This is a genomic window from Pseudomonas sp. G3-39, assembly GCF_054790485.1.
The window spans coordinates 1,848,125-1,867,374 of sequence record NZ_CP186497.1 but is presented as its reverse complement, the minus strand read 5'-3'; the positions used below and the strand labels follow the sequence as shown (position 1 = coordinate 1,867,374).

Genomic DNA, 19,250 nt, shown 5'->3' with positions numbered 1-19,250 from the left:
TAGGAGTGAGCCTGCTCGCGATAGCGGACTTACCGCCACTACAAGACTCAACCCTGCCCCCAATCTGCTCATCCCCGACATCCCCTCTAGGAGCAACTCCCGCAGAGGACTACAATCCCCACCCCGCCTCGATGGCTGATCTGCCCCGCCCATGTTGACCTGTTCCGTACACCCGCTGCCCTACCGCGCCAACCCCGCCGATTACTTCGCGGCCATCCGCCATGCGCCCGGCGCCGTGCTGCTCGACAGCGGTCGGCCGAGTGCTGACCGTGGCCGTTATGACCTGCTCAGCGCCTGGCCGCTGGAACAACTGGTGGTGTTGCCCGACGAAAGCGGCAGCGTTTTCCTGCAACGCCTGCGCAATAACCTGACCCGCCTGGGCGAAGCGCAGCTGCCTGGCGAATATGACCTGCCCTTCGCTGGCGGCCTGATCGGCTATCTGAGCTACGACTTCGGCCGACATCTCGAGAATCTGCCGAGCCAGGCCAAGGACGATCTGCAATTGCCCGACGCGCGGTTCGGTCTGTACGACTGGGCGCTGATCAGTGATCACCAGACCGCCACCAGTCAATTGGTGTTTCACCCGTCGCTGGCCGACAGCGAGCGGCAACGGCTGATCACGCTATTCAGCCAACCGACCTCGGCGCCGCTGACCCCATTCAAGCTGGACACGCCGATGACCGCCGATCTGTCGGCCGATGACTATCGCCAGGCGCTGGAACGCATTCATCAATACATCCAGGCCGGCGACTGCTATCAGGTCAACTTCGCCCAGCGTTTCCGCGCGACCTGTCAGGGCGATCCGTGGCTGGCCTATTGCGCGTTGCGCGAGGCCTGCCCGACGCCGTTTTCCGGTTTCCAGAGCCTGCCCGACGGTGACGCGGTGCTGAGCCTGTCGCCGGAGCGCTTCGTAAAAGTCAGCCAGCGTCAGGTGGAAACCCGCCCGATCAAAGGCACCCGCCCGCGCGGCCTGACACCTGCCGAAGACGCCGCCAACGCCGCCGAACTGCTGGCCAGCCCAAAGGATCGCGCGGAAAACCTGATGATCGTCGACCTGCTGCGCAACGACCTCGGCCGCACCTGCCGGATTGGTTCGGTGCGAGTGCCAGAGCTGTTCAGCCTGGAAAGCTATCCCAACGTGCATCACCTGGTCAGCAGCGTGACCGGCGAACTGGCCGAGGATCGCGACGCACTGGACCTGATTGCTGGCAGCTTCCCCGGTGGCTCGATCACCGGCGCGCCGAAGATTCGTGCGATGCAGATCATCGATGAACTGGAACCGACCCGGCGCGGTTTGTATTGCGGTTCGTTACTGTACCTGGACGTACGCGGCGAGATGGACAGCTCCATCGCGATTCGCAGTCTGTTGGTCAAGGATGGGCAAGTGTGTTGCTGGGGTGGCGGCGGGATCGTGGCCGATTCGGACTGGCAGGCGGAGTATCAGGAGTCGATTACCAAAGTCAGAATCCTCCTCGAAACCCTGCAAAACCTTTAAAAGCTTAAAAGCTTAAAAGCTTCGCGAGCAGGCTCGCTCCCACATTAGGAATGCATTTCCCTGTGGGAGCGAGCCTGCTCGCGAAAGCGTCCTTCCAGACGACTACAAACTCAACGCTCTGTTAGAGGCTTTGAGGAATTCCTGCTTCAACTCGACAAACGTATGCACCGCCGGAAACTGCGGGAACTCGCGAATCACGTTGTCCGGCGCATGGAACAGAATTCCCGCATCCGCCTCACCCAGCATGCTCGTGTCGTTATACGAATCCCCCGCCGCAATTACCCGGTAGTACAGGCTCTTGAATGCCAGCACCGACTGACGCTTGGGATCTTTCTGACGCAATTGATAGCCGGTCACCCGCCCGCTGTCGTCAGTGATCAGGCGATGGCAGAGCAAGGTCGGGAAGCCCAGTTGCCGCATCAGCGGCTGGGAGAATTCGTAGAAAGTGTCCGAGAGAATCACCACCTGAAAGCGCTCGCGCAGCCAGTCAACGAACTCCACCGCGCCATCCAACGGCTTGAGGGTGGCGATCACTTCTTGAATGTCCGAGAGTTTCAGGCCGTGCTCGTCGAGGATGCGCAGACGCTGCTGCATCAGCACGTCGTAATCGGGAATGTCCCGGGTGGTGGCCTTGAGGGATTCGATTCCGGTTTTTTCGGCGAAGGCGATCCAGATTTCCGGCACCAGTACCCCTTCAAGATCCAGGCAAGCAATTTCCACAAGACACTCCCGTTTGTAGTGATTATTGAGTCGAGCGAGCCCGAACTCTAGCGACTCCCCCGCCACCGCGCAACGCAGCGGGCACACCCTACTCCGCCGCTTTTTGTTACCATCGCCGCCATATAGAGCGCCCAGCGCCACCGACCTGTAGGAAGCCGCCCTGATGAGCCCAACGTTCGATGTCGTGGAACTCGCCACGACCTATGCCAACAAATCCGCCCAAGACATCCTGAAACTCGCGTTCGCCGAGTTCGGTGACGAGCTGTGGATATCTTTCAGTGGTGCCGAGGATGTGGTGCTGGTGGACATGGCCTGGAAGCTGAACAAGAACGTCAAGGTGTTCAGCCTCGACACCGGCCGCCTGCATCCGGAAACCTATCGCTTCATCGATCAGGTGCGCGAGCACTACAAGATCGATATCGAACTGGTGTCACCGGACTACACGAAGCTGGAACCGTTCGTGAAGGAAAAAGGCCTGTTCAGTTTCTACAAGGACGGCCATGGCGAATGCTGCGGCATCCGCAAGATTGAACCGCTGCGGCGCAAACTGTCCGGCGTCAAAGCCTGGGCCACCGGCCAGCGCCGCGATCAGAGCCCGGGCACCCGCAGCGCCGTGGCGGTGCTGGAGATCGACACCGCGTTCTCCACGCCCGAGCGCACGCTGTACAAGTTCAACCCGCTGGCGCAGATGACCAGCGAAGAGATCTGGGGCTACATCCGCATGCTCGAACTGCCGTACAACAGCCTGCATGAACGCGGCTTCATCAGCATCGGCTGCGAACCGTGCACCCGCCCTGTGCTGCCGAACCAGCACGAGCGCGAAGGTCGCTGGTGGTGGGAAGAAGCGACGCAGAAAGAATGCGGGCTGCATGCGGGGAATATCATCAGCAAGGCGTAAACCCCTGCCACGATGATTTCCCCTTGTAGGAGTGAGCCTGCTCGCGATAGCGGTGTATCAGGCAAAAAATTCATCGACTTATACGCCGCTATCGCGAGCAGGCTCACTCCTACACTGGCCTCTAGCGACTCAAAAAATGTGTACACACGAATGTCACCATCGGTGCCATTTATGTGTGCACTTTTTGCTTTCACGCCCTGAAAAGTTACATCCCTGCTGAATTCCCCTGCGCTCTGCCGCCTCCGCAAAATCCCTCGCAAAAAATAAATACCTGTTCAATCGGTCAATTTATAACCAATTATTTTCAAACACTTAGCGCTCATCGATAACTTTTAGAAATGAGCACAGCGCTGCATAGATCGCTAACTGGCACAGATTTGGCTTTGGTGCATACATGTTTTGTATACAAAACTGCAAAACATCAATCCACACTTTCGATCCGCAAGCCTGAAGCGCCCTATCCCGTACAGGCTGCAGATGCCCCGTAACCAGTGATGTCTGCTGGCCGCGACGAAGATTTGTCGAGCCCTGAGCTCATGCACAGTCATCGCGGCCCCGCCCATCAGGAGCCTGCCGGAATGCGTACAAGTCTCTCCAACAACATCGCGCTGAATCTGCCCGCCTCTGCCCTCGACCAGCCATTGCCCGACGCGGGTCTGGCTCAACCGTTACAACTCAGCCCGCGCCTGCACAACAGCGACCTGGCACCGACCCGCGCCGAAGGTCGGCGCTGGGGCAAATACAGCATCTTCGCCCTGTGGACCAACGATGTGCACAACATCGCCAACTACTCGTTCGCCATCGGGCTGTACGCCCTGGGCCTGGGCGGCTGGCAGATTCTGCTGTCGCTGGGGATCGGCGCGGCGCTGGTGTACTTTTTCATGAACCTGTCCGGCTACATGGGGCAGAAAACCGGGGTGCCGTTTCCGGTGATCAGCCGGATCAGTTTCGGCATCCATGGCGCGCAGATTCCGGCGTTGATTCGCGCGGTGATCGCCATCGCCTGGTTCGGCATTCAGACGTATCTGGCGTCGGTGGTATTTCGTGTGCTGCTGACGGCGATTCACCCCGGGTTCGCCGATTACGACCACAACTCGATTCTCGGTCTGTCGACCCTGGGCTGGGTGTGTTTCGTGGCGATCTGGTTCGTGCAACTGGCGATCCTCGCTTACGGCATGGAAATGGTCCGTCGCTACGAAGCGTTTGCCGGCCCGGTGATTCTGCTGACCGTCGCCGCCCTCGCCGCGTGGATGTACACCCAGGCCAACGCCACGATTGCCTGGTCGATCCGCGAACCGCTGAGCGGTGGCGAGATGTGGCGCAACATTTTTGCCGGCGGCGCGCTGTGGCTGGCGATCTACGGCACGCTGATCCTCAATTTCTGCGACTTCGCCCGTTCTTCGCCGTGCCGCAAGACCATCAAGGTCGGCAATTTCTGGGGCCTGCCGGTGAACATTCTGGTGTTCGCCGCCATCACCGTCCTGCTCTGCGGTGCGCAATTTCAGATCAACGGACGGATCATCGAAAGCCCGACCGAAATCATCGCCTCGATCCCCAACACGTTCTTTCTGGTGCTCGGTTGCCTGGCGTTCCTGATCGTCACCGTGGCGGTGAACATCATGGCCAACTTCGTCGCCCCGGCCTTCGTCCTCAGCAACCTGGCGCCGAAGTACCTGACCTTCCGCCGCGCCGGGCTGATCAGCGCGACCATCGCCGTGCTGATCCTGCCGTGGAACCTCTACAACAGCCCGCTGGTGATCGTGTATTTCCTCTCAGGTCTCGGCGCCCTGCTCGGCCCGCTGTACGGGGTGATCATGGTCGATTACTGGCTGATCCGCAAAGGCCGGATCAACGTCCCGCAGTTGTACAGCGAAGACCCCAACGGCGCTTATTACTACAGCCGTGGGGTGAATTTCCGCGCGGTGGCGGCGTTCATTCCGGCAGCGTTGATCGCCATCGTCCTGGCGCTGGTGCCGGGCTTCCACAGCATCTCGCCGTTCTCCTGGCTGGTGGGCGCCGGCATCGCCGCGATGCTTTACCTGATCATTGCCAAACGTCAGCCGCACTACGCCGACGTCAGCGGCGAATCGATCGCCGTCGACAACGTCAGCCATTAACTTCCTCGCGGCCCGGATTTGGGCCGCTGAACTGCCCGCAATAAGGACTTCCCATGCGTATTCTTGTGGTCAACGTCAACACCACCGAATCCATCACCCAGGCCATCGCCCGCTCGGCGCAGGCCGTCGCGTCTCCCGGTACTGAGATCGTCGGCCTGACACCGTTCTTCGGCGCCGACTCGGTGGAAGGCAATTTCGAAAGTTACCTGGCAGCCATCGCCGTGATGGACCGGGTGATGTCCTACGACCAACCATTCGACGCGGTGATTCAGGCCGGTTACGGCGAACACGGTCGCGAAGGTCTGCAGGAACTGCTCAACGTGCCGGTAGTGGACATCACCGACGCGGCTGCCAGTACCGCGATGTTCCTCGGCCACGCCTATTCGGTGGTGACCACGCTGGACCGCACCGTGCCGCTGATCGAGGACCGGCTGAAACTCTCGGGCCTGTGGGATCGCTGTGCCTCGGTGCGGGCCAGCGGCCTGGCGGTGCTGGAGCTGGAACACGAACCACAGCGCGCGCTGGAAGCCATCGTGCAACAAGCTGAACTGGCGGTGACTCAGGACAAGGCCGAGGTGATTTGCCTGGGTTGCGGCGGCATGGCCGGGCTGGATGAACAGATTCGTCGCCGCACCGGGGTGCCGGTGGTGGACGGCGTGACGGCGGCGGTGACCATTGCTGAATCGCTGGTGCGGCTGGGGTTGTCGACGTCCAAAGTGCGGACTTACGCGACGCCACGGCCAAAGCAGATCATTGGCTGGGCGGAGCGGTTTGCCCGGTAGACCGGGTTATCGCTCTTCGCGAGCAGGCTCGCTCCTACAGTGATCGGTGTTGCCCACAGATTTCGGGCACAACACTGTTCCTGTAGGAGTGAGCCTGCTCGCGATGGCCGCAACTCGGTCAAAAGCCAAACTCAGACAGCACTGAACCGCCGAGCCAACCCCCGCTCGGCAAACTGCTCAATCACAAAATCGACAAACGCCCGAGTCTTGCCCGGCAACAATTTATGCTCGGCGTAGTAGATCGAAATGTTGCCGTCATCGATGTACCAGTCCGGCAGCACGCGTTGCAATGTGCCCGCGTCGAGGTAACCCACGGCAAACGGCATGCTGACCAGCGCGATGCCCAGCCCTTGTGCTGCAGTAGCGCAGGCGGCTTCGGAGTCGCTCATGGTCATTCGCGTCTTGAGGGTCAAGGGCTGACAGAGCTGACTGCCGCCACTGATCAACTGCCAGGAGCGCACTCGACCGGTCTGCGGCGAACGAATCAGGATGCCATCGTGACGTTGCAGGTCATCCGGTTCGGCGATGGCTTCGTGCCTTTGCAGATACTCAGCAGATGCGACCAACACACGATGCGCGGGTGCCAATCTGCGTGCGACCACGCCTTGGGGCAATTCAAAGCCGCCGCCAATCGCCGCATCGAAACCCTGCCCAATCAAATCGACCTGACGGTTATCAAAATGCCAGTCAGGGTTGATCGCCGGAAACCGACGTAAAAATTCTTGCAGCAATGGCACGATGTACAAGCGCCCGAATACCGTGCCCATGCTGACTTTCAACGTCCCCGCCGGCAGTCCTTCCACACTCGACAGATTGGCCACCGCATTCTGAATCGTCGTCAGACTGCCACTGACCTGACTCAAAAACAGCTTGCCGGCCTCGGTCAGGGTCAGGCTGCGTGTACTACGCTGGAACAGCCGTACACCGAGCCGCACCTCGAGCTTCGCCACACTCTTGCCGACAGCGGCCGGGGTCAGGCTCAAGCGCCGGGCGGCCTCGGCAAAGCTGCCGACTTCGGCGCTGCGCACGAAGCATTCGATACTGCTGAAAGTTTCCATGATCGCCACTATAAACTTCTGGTTTACACAGACTATAGCAATCATGGTCTACACGGTTGTCGATGCGAGGCCGATACTCGGCTCCAACTACAAGGCACCCCGCCTTGAATTCTCTGGAGATCGAACATGACCACTCAACACCTCAGCGGCAAAGTCGCTCTGATTCAAGGCGGTTCTCGTGGTATCGGCGCCGCCATCGTCAAACGTCTGGCCGCCGAAGGCGCCGCTGTCGCATTCACCTACGTCAGCTCTACCGCCAAGGCCGAAGAGTTGCAGAACAGCATCACCGCCAACGGTGGAAAAGCCCTGGCGATCAAGGCCGACAGCGCCGATGAAAAAGCCATCCGCAATGCCGTCAGCGCCACGGTCGAGGCCTTTGGCCGCCTGGATATTCTGGTGAACAACGCCGGCGTCCTGGCCATCGCGCCGCTGGAAGACTTCAAACTGGAAGACTTCGACCAGACCCTGGCGATCAACGTACGCAGCGTGTTCATCGCGTCTCAGGAAGCCGCTAAACACATGGGCGAAGGCTCGCGCATCGTCAACATCGGCAGCACCAACGCCGACCGCATGCCCTTTGGCGGTGGCGGGGTGTACGCGATGAGCAAATCGGCGCTGGTCGGCCTGACCAAAGGCCTGGCCCGTGATCTCGGCCCGCGCGGCATCACCATCAACAACGTGCAACCCGGCCCGGTCGACACTGACATGAACCCGGCCCATGGCGATTTCGCCGAGAGCCTGATCCCGCTGATGGCGGTGGGCCGTTACGGCACTGCTGATGAAATCGCCGGTTTCGTCGCTTATCTGGTCGGCCCGGAAGCCGGTTACATCACCGGTGCCAGCCTGACCATCGACGGTGGTTTTGGCGCCTGATTGCGCTGAATCCCGGATACAAAAAACGCCGCACCTCTTTGCAGAGGGCGGCGTTTTTTTATCGGCGCTTATCGGCAGATCAAGCCCACTCCAGCGCCGGCAAACCGCAGGCACTCGGGGTGAACGCCTTGAGCGTGCGCAGAATCCCGTCGGCATGCGCGTATTTTTCATCGGCCATGGCCGCGTCGGGAATCGCAATGGCAGTCATTCCCGCCGCTTTCGCGGCGGTGACGCCAAACGGCGAATCCTCGAACACCAGACAGTCTTCAGGCGCTACACCCAGACGCCGGGCGGCGGTGAGAAAGATGTCCGGCGCCGGTTTTGCTGCGCCAACTTCGGGGTCGTCGGCGGTGACGATGAAATCGAACAGGGCAAACCAGTCGCGGTGCAAGGTGGTTTTCTGGCCGAACGACTGCCGCGACGAACTGGTGCCCACGGCGATCGGAATGTTGTGCGCCTTGAGGTGGCGAATCAGCTCCTCCGCGCCGGGCATCGCCTGGGCCTTGGGAAAGCGTTCACGCATCAGCGGCTCGCGGATCAGCAGAAACTCTTCGGCGCTGATCGGCAGATCCAGCGCCTGCACCACGTAGTTCGCCAGGTCATTGGCGCCACGACCGATGATGTTCTGTTTAACACTCCAGTCGAAGGTCCGCCCGTAACGCTCGGCAATGAGCGAGGTGACCTCGGTGTAGATACCTTCGGTGTCCAGCAGCAAACCGTCCATGTCGAAAATCACGGCCTTGATCGGGCCAAACGTCTTCATCGGTGCATTCATCATCGGATCCGTTATCAAAAACATCCCGGGCGGCCCAGCCGGCGCCGCTACGCGGATCTGATTAATGGGTTCAGCAGCATAGCGAGGCCAGCGGACATTGAGCAACGGGCAATGTTTACGGGCGGTGGAAAGACTCGCTGATATTTAGCGAAATGCCCTACAGATAACGCCTACTTTCCCGACTTCTTTCCATGTTGATCCCCCGCAAAGTCCGCGCACCTCTTTCATGTGCGCGAGTGCTTGCGAATGTTCCAAACCGATCGGCTCCTGGCCCTGAACAACAGCATCGGCCTGCTGGTGGTTGCCGCCCTGAACCCGCAACACCCGGACTTCGAAACGCTGATCCGCGAGTTCCGCCTGTGCCTGAACGACTACGAGGCCTGGGCCGAGCAGTTCTGGACGGGAACCGCGCTGGATATCGAGCAGGTGTTCAAGGTCGGCGACGACGTGCACCTCAGCGCTCCGGTCAAATCCCGCCAGCCGATCCAGACCTCGGTGGTCATGTGCCCCGCCAGCGGCCCGTTGACTCTGGTGCACCTGTTCGAGGCAGTGCGCTTCGTACCGATCGGCAATACCCCGGTGATGCTGGAACCGGTGATCGGCGAAGTCGACGGGGTATTGAGTTTCGGTGAACCGCTGCGCCATACCATCGGCCCGAGCGGCATTCTGGAAGTCAGCGACTGCGACCGGGGCCAGCGTTATCGCATCACCTTCTTTCCTGATGTTTCCACCGACCATATCCAAGCGCTGTACGCCTCCTATGAAGAGATTCTGGACGGGCTGGAGGTCTGGCTTCGCCAGGAGTGGGACGGGTTTCAGCCGCTGTGGGCGGAGTTTTCCGGCGCCGGTTTGGCTGATCGTTACCAGCAGTTGCAACAGGCCGACTGGCGCGGTTTCGAGAAAGCCCTGCACGACATCTGGGATGACGTTAAACAGCTGTTTGCCCTGCTCGCCGACCTGCAGGCCAACAGTGAAAAACTCCTGCAGTACTTGAGCGATGTCGAGTTGCAAGCGCTGCTCGACGCCTCCGGCGAGGCCATCGCCAATGGCTTGCTGATCCTCAGTGACGAGCCGTTGCTGTTTATCCATCTGGCAGCCTTCACCAGTTGGTTGAAGATGCTGCCGCCGCAGTACCTGGCGGAAGTGGTGGCAGAAGTCCGGGTCGAGTTGTTGATCAGCTTTTTGCTGATGCGCGTTTGCGGCGGCGTTGGCGTGCCCGTGCGACTGAGCAGCAAGGTGCTGAGCAAGATCAAGTCGCCCCGGGCGCGGCAATGGCTGGCCGCATCGGCCTTGCGCCTGAGCGAACTGACCTCCACTGCGGATCTGAGCAAGCACGCGGGCGCGCTGAAGCCGTTGATGGTGCATGCGCGCGACATCCCGTTGAAGCCGACGCCGGCGATCCCGCTGAACATTCGACAAGCGGACGCCGTGGTTTTAAGCGTGCCAAATCCGGCACCGATGGCCCGGGACAAGTCCCGTGGCACGACGCGGATGGAGCGACACGAACCCCACGACGACAATCCCGATCAAGCGAAAAACCCCAACGGCGACAGCGCCGACTGCGCCCCGTTGACCTGCACCAACGGCTGTCCGGTGTCGATGGTTACCGGCGAAGAACTGCTGACCCTGACCGACGGCACGCTCGATGGGGTGTTGCCGTTCGAGTTCACCCGGTTGTACCGCACCAGCGCGGTGGAGGTTGATGTCGGGCTGGGGTTTGGCTGGAGCCATTCGCTGGCGCATCGGCTGGAGTTCGATGGCGAGGCGGTGATCTGGGTCGATCACGAGAATCGCCGTACGCGGTTTCCGTTGCCCAGTGTGGAGCGGCCGCAGATTCACAACAGCCTGTCGCGGGCGGCGATTTTTCTCGGGGATGAACCGGAGGAACTGATCCTCGCGCTGGCCGGGGACACAGCGCGGTTTTATCACTTTCGTGCCGGGCGGCTGGTGGCGTTCAGTGATGCGTATGGCAATCGTCTGACGGTGCATCGCGATTTTTCCGAGCGTGTGCAGCGCCTGGATAACGGGGCCGGGCGGTCGTTGTTGTTGCGCTACGACCGGGCGCATCTGGTGGCGGTTGATTACCAGGTGCTTGGGGCTGATGGCTGGCGCACCGAGCAAACGCTGGTCAGTTATTGCTACGACGCCCGTCAGCGTTTGTTGGCTGCGACCAACGCGGTCGGTGACAGCGAGCGTTACGACTACGACGATCAGCACGTCATCCTGCAGCGGCAACTGACCGGCGGCGCGAGCTTTTTCTGGGAGTGGGAGCGCTCGGGCAAGGCGGCGCGCTGCGTGCGGCACTGGGCGTCGTTCGCGCAGATGGACACGCGTTACGTCTGGGCCGATGACGGCAGCGTCGCGGTGCACTACGTCGATGGCAGCGAAGAAACCTACGTCCACGATGACAGCGCACGGCTGGTGCGCAAGGTCGCGGCCGATGGTGGTGAGCACCTCAAGGCCTATGACGATCAGGGCCGGCTGATCGCCGAGCAGGATCCGCAGGGCGCGGTCACCGAATACCGCTACGACGACGTCGGACGGCTGATCGCGCTGCTTCCGCCGGACGATGAGCCAACGTCCTACGAGTACCGCAACGGTTTCCTGCACAGCCGTTCTCGCGGCGAGGCGGTGTGGACGTTTCGGCGCAACGCCGAGGGCGATGTCACCGAGACGGTCGATCCCGACGGACAGGTCACCCATTACTACTACGACACGCGCGGGCAGTTGCTGTCGATCCGCTATCCGGACAGCAGCCGGCACAAGTTGTCGTGGAACGACCTCGGGCAACTGATCGAGGAAACCCTGCCCGACGGTGGTGTGCGGCGCTTTTCCTACGACGAGCGGGGGCGACGGACGACCACTTGCGACGAATACGGCGCGATCACCCGTCAGCAGTGGGATGCGGTTGGCCGACTGGTTCAAACGACATTTCCTACAGGCGCCACTCGCGCCTACAGCTATGGCGCTTACGGCCAAGTCACTGCCGAACGCGACGAACTCGGGCGCATCACCCGCTACGAGTATGACGACGACCTGCATCTGGTCTCGCGCAAGATCAACCCCGACGGCACGCGGGTGCAGTACCGCTACGACCATGCGCAGTTGTTGCTCACGGAAATCGAGAACGAATCCGGGGAAAAGTACCGGCTGGACTACACGCCAACCGGATTGATCCGACAGGAAACCGGCGTCGATGGTCGGCGCACCGCTTACGCCTACGACCGCAACGGGCACCTGCTGGAAAAAACCGAGTTCGGCGATGACGGCTCGACGCTGGTCACCGCCTACGCGCGTGATGCGGCCGGGCGCTTGCTGCTGAAAACCCTGCCCGACGGGGTTGAGGTGGCTTACACCTACGACCGCCTGGGTCGTTTGACCGGGGTTGATGACGGCCAGCAACATCCACTGGCCTTCGAATACGACCTGCAGGATCGGCTGATCACCGAGCATCAGGGCTGGGGCACCCTGCGTTACACCTACGACGCCTGCGGCCAGCTCAAGCGCCAGCGTCTGCCGGACAACAGCAAGCTCGACTATCACTACGCCAAGGGCGGCGCGCTGACCGCCATCGACCTCAATGGCACGCGGCTGACCAGCCATCAGTTTGAATGCGGTCGTGAGCAACAACGCCAGCAAGGCCTGCTGCTCAGCGATTATGCCTACGACGATCAGGGCCGTTTACTCGCCCACGCTGTAGGCCATCAGCACGACTCGCTGTATCGCCGGGATTATGCCTACAGCGCCAACGGCAACCTCGAGCACATCGCCGACAGCCGCCATGGCCAGCGCACCTACGGCTACGACGCCCTCGACCGCTTGATCCGCGTGCGCCACTCGCGCGACGAACTACCCGAATCCTTCGCCCACGATCCCGCCGGCAACCTGCTGATGCAAGATCGCCCCGGCCCGACCCGGATCAAGGGCAATCGCCTGCTGATGCAGGGCGACCGGCATTACGACTACGACGCCTTCGGCAACCTGATCCGCGAACGCCGTGGCCGTGACCAACAACTCGTCACCGAATACCGCTACGACTGCCAGCACCGCCTGATCGGCCTGACCCGCGCCGATGGCCAAACCGCGTCCTACCAGTACGACGCCTTCGGCCGACGCATCCGCAAAACCGTCGACGGCCAGACCACCGAATTCTTCTGGCAAGGCGACCACCTCGTCGCCGAAAGCAGCAAAACCCACCACCGCAGCTACGTCTACGAACCCGGCACCTTCCGCCCCCTGGCGCTGCTCGACGGCAAAGGCCCGAAAAAGGCCTGCCCGTTCTACTACCAACTCGACCACCTCGGCACCCCGCAGGAACTCACCGACTACAGCGGCGAAATCGTCTGGTCGGCGCAATACGACGCCTACGGCAAGGTGTCGGCGATCACCCTCGCGGGCGAGGACTACCTGGACCAGCCGCTGCGGTTTCAGGGGCAGTATTTCGATGCGGAAAGTGGCCTGCATTACAACCGGCATCGGTATTACGACCCGAGGTTGGGCAGGTATCTGACGCCGGATCCGGTGAAGTTGGCTGGAGGACTAAACCAATACCAGTACGTGCCGAATCCGACGGGTTGGGTGGATCCGTTGGGGTTGAATTCCAATTGTCCGCCGCCGAATAAGCCTGGGTGTGAAGTACCGGGTGGGATTGTTGGGGCTAAGGTTGATGAGGGTGAACCGCAGGTACCAAATCTAACTCATGGCGTAGACCCAAAAACATTGAAACGAACACATGCGCTCATGGGGAAAACCTCAACTAGACTAGTCGAGAAAATGAGGATAGAAATGGGAGATATTGGGTTTAACCGCGAGTTTCCTATAGATGTCGCTGAGCACCACGGAAACCTTTACATTTTAGATGGCCATCATAGAGCTTCGGCTGCACGACAAACCTCTACCGAAGTAACGATCCAGCTAATAACCAACATCGAAGATCACCACGGCAACCTAAACACTATTGAAGAAGTGCTAGAGTCAGCGGCTAACGTCGGTAATGACAGATTGGAGCATCGCAGAAGAAGATGAATAAAAAAGACAAAAACCTTGAAGACCTCATTAACGACTTTCTTTCTAAGGTTGATAGTGCGACGTTGCTGCTCGAGAAAAGATTTGGTACCAGAAATATCCTGAGGCTTTGGCGCAGCAATCAAATACAACGGTGCGGTAACATAACTGACAACACCCAATACGAGCTTCATGGAGTTGGATGCATCGTTCACTTCACTACAGAATCAGTGAATTTCGATTACGGTTCAAACAGTAGAATCGACGGTTTTGATGTTTGGCGCCTTTACATTTATGCCAGTGACAGGCCATCCAAATATAAAAAATACTGCGACAAAAAAACAGTTGAAAAGGAGTTTAAAGAGTACATCGCATCAGGCCGAATAAAAAAAATGTCGGCATCAGATAATCTTTACATACTCATCAACCCTGATTTAACTGCCAAATAACAAAATATTTTGTCGGTTTGCTTTCGTCCGCCTTGACGATTGTTTAACAAGCTTGACCTCGAGAACAAACCAATCCGAATCAAAGGGCCTGAAGTACAGGCCCCGGATATTTAAATTCAGTGCGCCGCCACGCTCGACTTTCAAGACAACTTATTGCTCATCCTCATCCTCTTCATACTCCTCATCCAAAGCCTCATCCGCATCATTCAACGGCACCGTCGCATCATCCATCAGCGACCCCGGATCCTCGTTCCCCGGATCATTGATAAACGGCAGACCACTCGGGCCTTTTTCTTCCTTGCCTTCGGTTTCGGGCGTCATGGCAAACCTCTACGTCTGGTGGGTTGTATAACGTTCGAAAAGCCTTACAGCCAATCGTTCCAGTGTCCGACCGCCAGAAACGAAAAACCCGGCGCCAGGCCGGGTTTGTTTTCGAATACTCAATCAGTGATGGCGGTTTTTGTGTTTGTACTTGTTGTGCTTGTGACCACCACCGGAATGAGCTCTACCACCGTCGTCACCCAGGTTGTTGCCCACCGCACCACCCGCTGCGCCGCCCAAACCGGCACCAATGGCCGAACCGGTGGAGCCGCCCAGGCTGTTGCCGACCACCGAGCCGCCGGCAGCGCCGAGGCCACCACCAATGGCGGCTTCGGTGCGATTGTGTTTATTCGCCCCAACCGCGCTGCCCGCCGCGCCACCGACACCTGCGCCAACCGCGGCACCGGTGCTGCCACCTAGCTGGCCACCGACCACGTTACCGAGGACACCGCCCAAACCGCCACCTACGGCGGCGCTGCCATCTCCGGCGGCCATCGCACCTTGAGCGATGAATAATCCGAAAAACAGTGCAGACAATGACAAGCGCATTTGAACCTCACAGTTCCCGAATCGGGAGGGTATGCCCATAGGGCCTATGTCAGATTGGAGACATTTTTCGAGAAAACGTTCAGCCATGAAAAAACCCGACATCGAGCCGGGCTTTTTCTGACAAACGTTCGCTATCAGTGACGCTTGTGACCTTTGGACAGGTTAGCGCCGACGGCACCACCCGCAGCGCCACCAAGACCGGCGCCAATGGTTGCACCATTCCGGCCGCCCAGGCTGTTGCCGATCACCGAACCACCGGCCGCGCCAACACCACCACCAATAGCCGCTTTGGTGCGGCTGCCCTTGCCGGCAGCCATCGCACTGCCCGCCGCGCCTGCAACACCGGCACCAATCGCTGCGCCCGTGCTGCCGCCCATCTTCTGGCCAACCACGTTACCCAGCGCGCCACCCAGACCGCCGCCGAGTGCTGCAGTACCCTCACCGGCGACCGCACCTTGAGCAGCCAGAAGCCCCAGAACCAGAGCAGGCAATGTTAGACGCATGACGAAAACCTCAAAAATAGGGAGATCAAAAGGGGCCGAGATTGAAAGCTGCCGACGCGCTGAAGTCCAGACAAATCAGCTGCCGCCGCGCACTTGGCGCCGATTGGACAGCGATTTCGCCAAAGGTTTTATCGCAGGCAAAAAAAAGCCCGCTGGGGAGACGGGCTGGAGACTTGCTTTCTAACGGATGGCTTCACCCTACGACCGTGGACGTGAAAAGTTTGTGAAAAACACCAAACCGGGCCAAGAGTTTGTAGGAGATTTCCTTTTCATAAACAGCAGGCATAAAAAACCCCGTTCATAGACGGGGTCGTTCGGTCTCACTTTATTTTCTTGAGCGGGCCGAGACCTTTGGAAGGAATTTGGCTTTCGGCCCCTTGGGTGCCGTGGACTTGATCTTGCCGGTCTGCACCGGATCCTCGCCAAAGCCCGATTGGTACTCCGTCTGGCCGCAACGGACACAGTTGTTGAATGAAAATTCGGCTCCATCGTCTTCGATATACGGATCAGTCATAGCCTCTCCCCTTTGCGATAGATCGACACCGGCAAAGCCCTTTTGCCTGAAAAAATATCGACCTCCAAGGCTTTTGAGACTAGCCGGTCATTACCGGACTTGTGGTTCAGTTCGACCGATGCCCGACGAATGGCCTACACCTGCTCAACATCCGAACCAACCGTTGATCTCACAACGCTAAAGATTCCCGCCCACAGGCCGTTGCCCTTTTTCATACAAATGAATCTCAAGGAGAGAACATGAAAATCAACGGATTCCCGGAAATGCCGGTCGTAAAACTCACGGACGAACAAATCGCTGCCGGCAAAGCCGCCGGTGAAAAATTCAAGGAAAAGCTCGCATCAGGCGACATCACCATCACCTACCCGGACAAACCGGTTCTGACTCCCGGCGTTATCTACCACCCGAGTCAGCCGGCCGATCCGACGCCCTCCACCGGCACCCCGCCGATGGTCGCAGTCGATACGCCCCTGACCTATGACGCCCACGGGCTTGTCATCCTCAAGCCACAGGGCTGATCGAAAGCAGAAAAGCAAAAAGCCCATTCATCATCTGAATGGGCTCGCTTGAACACCGCGACTGCATCAACGCAACTTGACCGCCGTACCCGTCGCGAACACCACAACCATGCCACCCTTGCCCGCCGGCATGCTGATCTCGAAATCCAGCCCGACCACCGCATCCGCCTGCAACGCCCGCGCCCGTTCCTTGATCTCGTCCGTCGCCTGAACCCGCGCCTCTTTCAACGCACGCTCCAGCGTCTGCGAGCGCCCACCGAAAAAATCGCGCATGCCGGCAAACATGTCACGGATCACGTTGACGCCCTGCACCGACTCCGCGCTGACAATGTCCAGGTACGCGGTGATCTGTCGGCCTTCGATGGCGTGGGTGGTGGAGATGATCATGGGAACAGTCCTTTTTTCTACTGATAAAACGGCGATTGTAATGCGCTATGGGAAATCAGACCGAACCCTTCCTGTGTAACCTGTACGTCGAATTACTCTAAAGGCAGGACGAAGGCGGAGCGTGCAAGTGCAAAAGCCCGACTCGCCCCTTTGTAGCACGCCAGTCCCCAACTCGTTCTATCGCCCTCCGCGTCCCTCAGTCAGCTCGGTCACACCAATCCTGGTGTCAGCACAAGTCCTACAATGTGCAACTCATAGGGCGAGATGTCACTTTTCTAAGTAGGAATTTTAAAATATTACACATTAAAATTTAGCTAGTAAAAAGCCGCCTCATAGGCGGCTCAGCACTTGGGCAATACTTGAGATTAGAGGTAGCGAACACTCAACTCATTCATCGTACAGTTCGTTTATTTGCAACCTCACGCAGTCAGTTTTTATAGCAATCGTGAACTCAACTGCACAGATTATATTTTCTTTAGCATCCCTGTAAGCTCTCTTCCCGATGGACCATCCATTACGAGATAACGAACTTTGTCTCCAACGGAAAGGTATTGCTTTCCGGTATTCCTATCAAAATTTTCTCCTATAGCGATGGCAACATCCTTACTCCCATCATCCGGACTGATAATGGCAAATTTTGCGCTGGACTTCCCCAAACGATGCCAATCTCCGAAAATGATTTAACAACCCCCTTGACATTTCTCTCTGACATATCGATCTCCTTACAAGTGATATAAAAGCTTAATTACGCCGTCCCCGCAGATAAGGCGCTGCACGGAGAAATTTGTATACTGTAAAACTTGACAGGTATTACGATTCAGCTCCGTAGAAAACAAACCGTTCGTCGCCTCATTCATGCTCTAGAAATTCATAACTCAAACAACATATTTAGTGTGTTCAAACGAGCTGGTGCTCTCCTGCGAATCATGGTCCTCTCTGGTGCCAGATCTACCTTACGTAAATGAAAAAGACTGGCTGGCTAAAAATCCTCTTCATCCTTTCGCGAACTTGGTTGCATGGTCAGTGCCCGCATACCTATACCAGCCAATTGCATACCCAAGTGCGGTGCTTCGATTGACTTGATTGCTAAGCAGATTGGGAATAACAACTGGAACTCGTCCGGCAGCACCGCCGGCATTTTCCCGAGTCGACCAAGCTCGCTGTGAACAGTTTCGGGGCACTAACTAGGAGTTGGGCTGACCATCTAAAACAACAGCGTGGCCGCGACTTCTTTCGGGTACAAAAACAAGGCAAAGGTCCACGGGCGGCCGCGTTGGGATAACATTCAAATCGATCAGATTTACCACCTGGACCTGCAAGACTGCATTCAGGGGCCGCTGTCGAAGCGCCCGAAGAAAAGACCATCCGCGACATCATCAGCAATGTGCGCCAGGTGTTCAGACTCTACCGCACACGGCAGAAGGTCGCGCACGATCCGACTGAGGGTTATTCGTGCGTCTGCCCGATCCAGAAGCACCGGATCCATTCACCAGTGCGGAGATAGAGCAGATTCTCGAAACACGCACCAACCGCACCCAGGAACTGCTGATGGTTCAGTTCATGATTTGGGCAGGCCCACGGGTGTCGGAGACCATCGCGCTGGCGTGGGAGGACGTCGATCTGAAACAAGGAACGGTGACTTTCCGCAGATCAAAGGTGCGGGGGGCCTATCGCGTGACGAAGACTCGGCGCTCTACGCGCAAGGTGCGTCTGCTGGAACCCGCGTGGGATGCCCTTCGCAAGTTGAACGCGATCAACCAGCTCAAGACCGTGGATACGGTCGAAGTCGTCGAGCGGGACAACAAGACAGTCCGCAAGCATAAGCTGCACTTTGTATTCCTCAATACCAAGAGCGGCCTGCCGCACATCAGCGACTTCGTCGTGAGGGACAGATTCTTCAAAGCGCACTTGAAAGCGGCCGGCGTTCGCTATCGCGGTCCTGGCCAGTGCCGCCACACCTACGCCAGCCAGTTGCTGACCACCGGGGTTGCCTCGGTCGACTGGATCGCGGAGCAGATGGGGCACACCAGCGCGAACATGATCCGACAGCACTACGGCAAGTGGATCAACGAGGACGGCCCGGATGTCATCGGTATGCTGCAACATGCCATGGGCATACAGCCACCAAATGGTGAAGAATCCCTGTAAACCGAGGTTAAAGCACAGGTCATTCAGCCGCCGGTGTTCCAAAGGATGTCCGCATATAACCGAATGGTGCCCCCACGAAAACTTTAACGTATCCAGGGGGCTAGTAATTTAATTTGACGTTGAAGATCAGATCTGAAAT

General features: G+C 58.6%; 16 protein-coding genes and 1 pseudogene. 9 read left to right on the top strand and 8 right to left on the bottom strand.

Going from position 1 to position 19,250, the window contains the following annotated elements; all coding sequences use genetic code 11:
• Positions 1-151: 151 nt before the first annotated feature.
• Positions 152-1,495 carry an aminodeoxychorismate synthase component I gene (pabB, locus tag ACOYXG_RS08505; protein WP_460357000.1) on the top strand — a complete coding sequence of 448 codons (1,344 nt, stop codon included), beginning with the start codon at positions 152-154 and terminating at the stop codon, positions 1,493-1,495.
• Positions 1,496-1,597: 102 nt separating this feature from the next.
• On the opposite strand, the gene thrH is transcribed toward pabB, so the two are convergent.
• Positions 1,598-2,215, bottom strand: coding sequence for a bifunctional phosphoserine phosphatase/homoserine phosphotransferase ThrH (thrH, locus tag ACOYXG_RS08500; protein WP_096797103.1), 618 nt, complete (start codon positions 2,213-2,215; stop codon positions 1,598-1,600).
• A 163-nt stretch (positions 2,216-2,378) separates the two neighbouring features.
• Between thrH and ACOYXG_RS08495 the strand changes: the two genes are divergently transcribed.
• The 3 genes from ACOYXG_RS08495 to ACOYXG_RS08485 all read left to right on the top strand — a co-directional run bounded on the left by ACOYXG_RS08495 (position 2,379) and on the right by ACOYXG_RS08485 (position 6,012).
• Positions 2,379-3,113, top strand: coding sequence for a phosphoadenylyl-sulfate reductase (locus ACOYXG_RS08495; protein WP_003223260.1), 735 nt, complete (start codon positions 2,379-2,381; stop codon positions 3,111-3,113).
• Positions 3,114-3,691: 578 nt separating this feature from the next.
• Entirely contained in the window at positions 3,692-5,230 is a 1,539-nt protein-coding gene (locus tag ACOYXG_RS08490; RefSeq protein WP_285374700.1) for an NCS1 family nucleobase:cation symporter-1, read from the top strand.
• A 53-nt stretch (positions 5,231-5,283) separates the two neighbouring features.
• Positions 5,284-6,012, top strand: coding sequence for an aspartate/glutamate racemase family protein (locus ACOYXG_RS08485; RefSeq protein ID WP_027613303.1), 729 nt, complete (start codon positions 5,284-5,286; stop codon positions 6,010-6,012).
• Between the two features lie 131 nt (positions 6,013-6,143).
• On the opposite strand, the gene ACOYXG_RS08480 is transcribed toward ACOYXG_RS08485, so the two are convergent.
• Positions 6,144-7,070 carry a LysR family transcriptional regulator gene (locus tag ACOYXG_RS08480; protein ID WP_346650951.1) on the bottom strand — a complete coding sequence of 309 codons (927 nt, stop codon included), beginning with the start codon at positions 7,068-7,070 and terminating at the stop codon, positions 6,144-6,146.
• Between the two features lie 126 nt (positions 7,071-7,196).
• On the opposite strand from ACOYXG_RS08480, the gene ACOYXG_RS08475 reads away from it, so the two are divergent.
• On the top strand, positions 7,197-7,943 hold the full coding sequence (locus ACOYXG_RS08475) for a 3-oxoacyl-ACP reductase family protein (protein ID WP_096797790.1): 747 nt from the start codon (positions 7,197-7,199) through the stop codon (positions 7,941-7,943).
• Between the two features lie 79 nt (positions 7,944-8,022).
• Here the strand turns inward: ACOYXG_RS08475 and ACOYXG_RS08470 are convergent, their stop codons facing one another.
• Positions 8,023-8,718: an HAD-IA family hydrolase gene (locus ACOYXG_RS08470; protein WP_027613306.1), complete on the bottom strand. Its 696-nt coding sequence runs from the start codon at positions 8,716-8,718 to the stop codon at positions 8,023-8,025.
• A 246-nt stretch (positions 8,719-8,964) separates the two neighbouring features.
• On the opposite strand from ACOYXG_RS08470, the gene ACOYXG_RS08465 reads away from it, so the two are divergent.
• On the top strand, positions 8,965-13,743 hold the full coding sequence (locus ACOYXG_RS08465) for an RHS repeat-associated core domain-containing protein (protein WP_460356995.1): 4,779 nt from the start codon (positions 8,965-8,967) through the stop codon (positions 13,741-13,743).
• Positions 13,740-14,171: a DUF6896 domain-containing protein gene (locus tag ACOYXG_RS08460; RefSeq protein ID WP_027613307.1), complete on the top strand. Its 432-nt coding sequence runs from the start codon at positions 13,740-13,742 to the stop codon at positions 14,169-14,171. Before ACOYXG_RS08465 ends, ACOYXG_RS08460 begins: the two co-directional genes overlap by 4 nt.
• Positions 14,172-14,321: 150 nt before the next feature.
• On the opposite strand, the gene ACOYXG_RS08455 is transcribed toward ACOYXG_RS08460, so the two are convergent.
• The 4 genes from ACOYXG_RS08455 to ACOYXG_RS08440 form a co-directional block, all read right to left on the bottom strand.
• The gene (locus ACOYXG_RS08455) at positions 14,322-14,492 is read right to left on the bottom strand and encodes a hypothetical protein (RefSeq protein WP_169844085.1); all 171 of its coding nucleotides are present in this window, start codon (positions 14,490-14,492) and stop codon (positions 14,322-14,324) included.
• Positions 14,493-14,615: 123 nt separating this feature from the next.
• Positions 14,616-15,041 (bottom strand): YMGG-like glycine zipper-containing protein, encoded by a 426-nt coding sequence (locus ACOYXG_RS08450; protein WP_027613308.1) that lies wholly within the window; start codon positions 15,039-15,041, stop codon positions 14,616-14,618.
• A 134-nt stretch (positions 15,042-15,175) separates the two neighbouring features.
• A complete protein-coding gene (locus ACOYXG_RS08445; RefSeq protein ID WP_097087586.1) occupies positions 15,176-15,544 on the bottom strand; it encodes a glycine zipper domain-containing protein in 369 nt (122 codons plus the stop codon).
• Between the two features lie 325 nt (positions 15,545-15,869).
• On the bottom strand, positions 15,870-16,058 hold the full coding sequence (locus ACOYXG_RS08440) for a hypothetical protein (RefSeq protein WP_007960727.1): 189 nt from the start codon (positions 16,056-16,058) through the stop codon (positions 15,870-15,872).
• A 239-nt stretch (positions 16,059-16,297) separates the two neighbouring features.
• Between ACOYXG_RS08440 and ACOYXG_RS08435 the strand changes: the two genes are divergently transcribed.
• The gene (locus ACOYXG_RS08435) at positions 16,298-16,576 is read left to right on the top strand and encodes a hypothetical protein (RefSeq protein ID WP_097087585.1); all 279 of its coding nucleotides are present in this window, start codon (positions 16,298-16,300) and stop codon (positions 16,574-16,576) included.
• 66 nt (positions 16,577-16,642) lie between these two features.
• Here ACOYXG_RS08435 and ACOYXG_RS08430 read toward each other — a convergent pair whose 3' ends face one another.
• Positions 16,643-16,963 carry a YbjQ family protein gene (locus ACOYXG_RS08430; RefSeq protein ID WP_027613311.1) on the bottom strand — a complete coding sequence of 107 codons (321 nt, stop codon included), beginning with the start codon at positions 16,961-16,963 and terminating at the stop codon, positions 16,643-16,645.
• Between the two features lie 1,126 nt (positions 16,964-18,089).
• Here ACOYXG_RS08430 and ACOYXG_RS08425 point away from each other — a divergent pair.
• Positions 18,090-19,111: pseudogene (locus tag ACOYXG_RS08425) on the top strand (tyrosine-type recombinase/integrase); the annotation flags it as partial.
• Positions 19,112-19,250 lie beyond the last annotated feature (139 nt).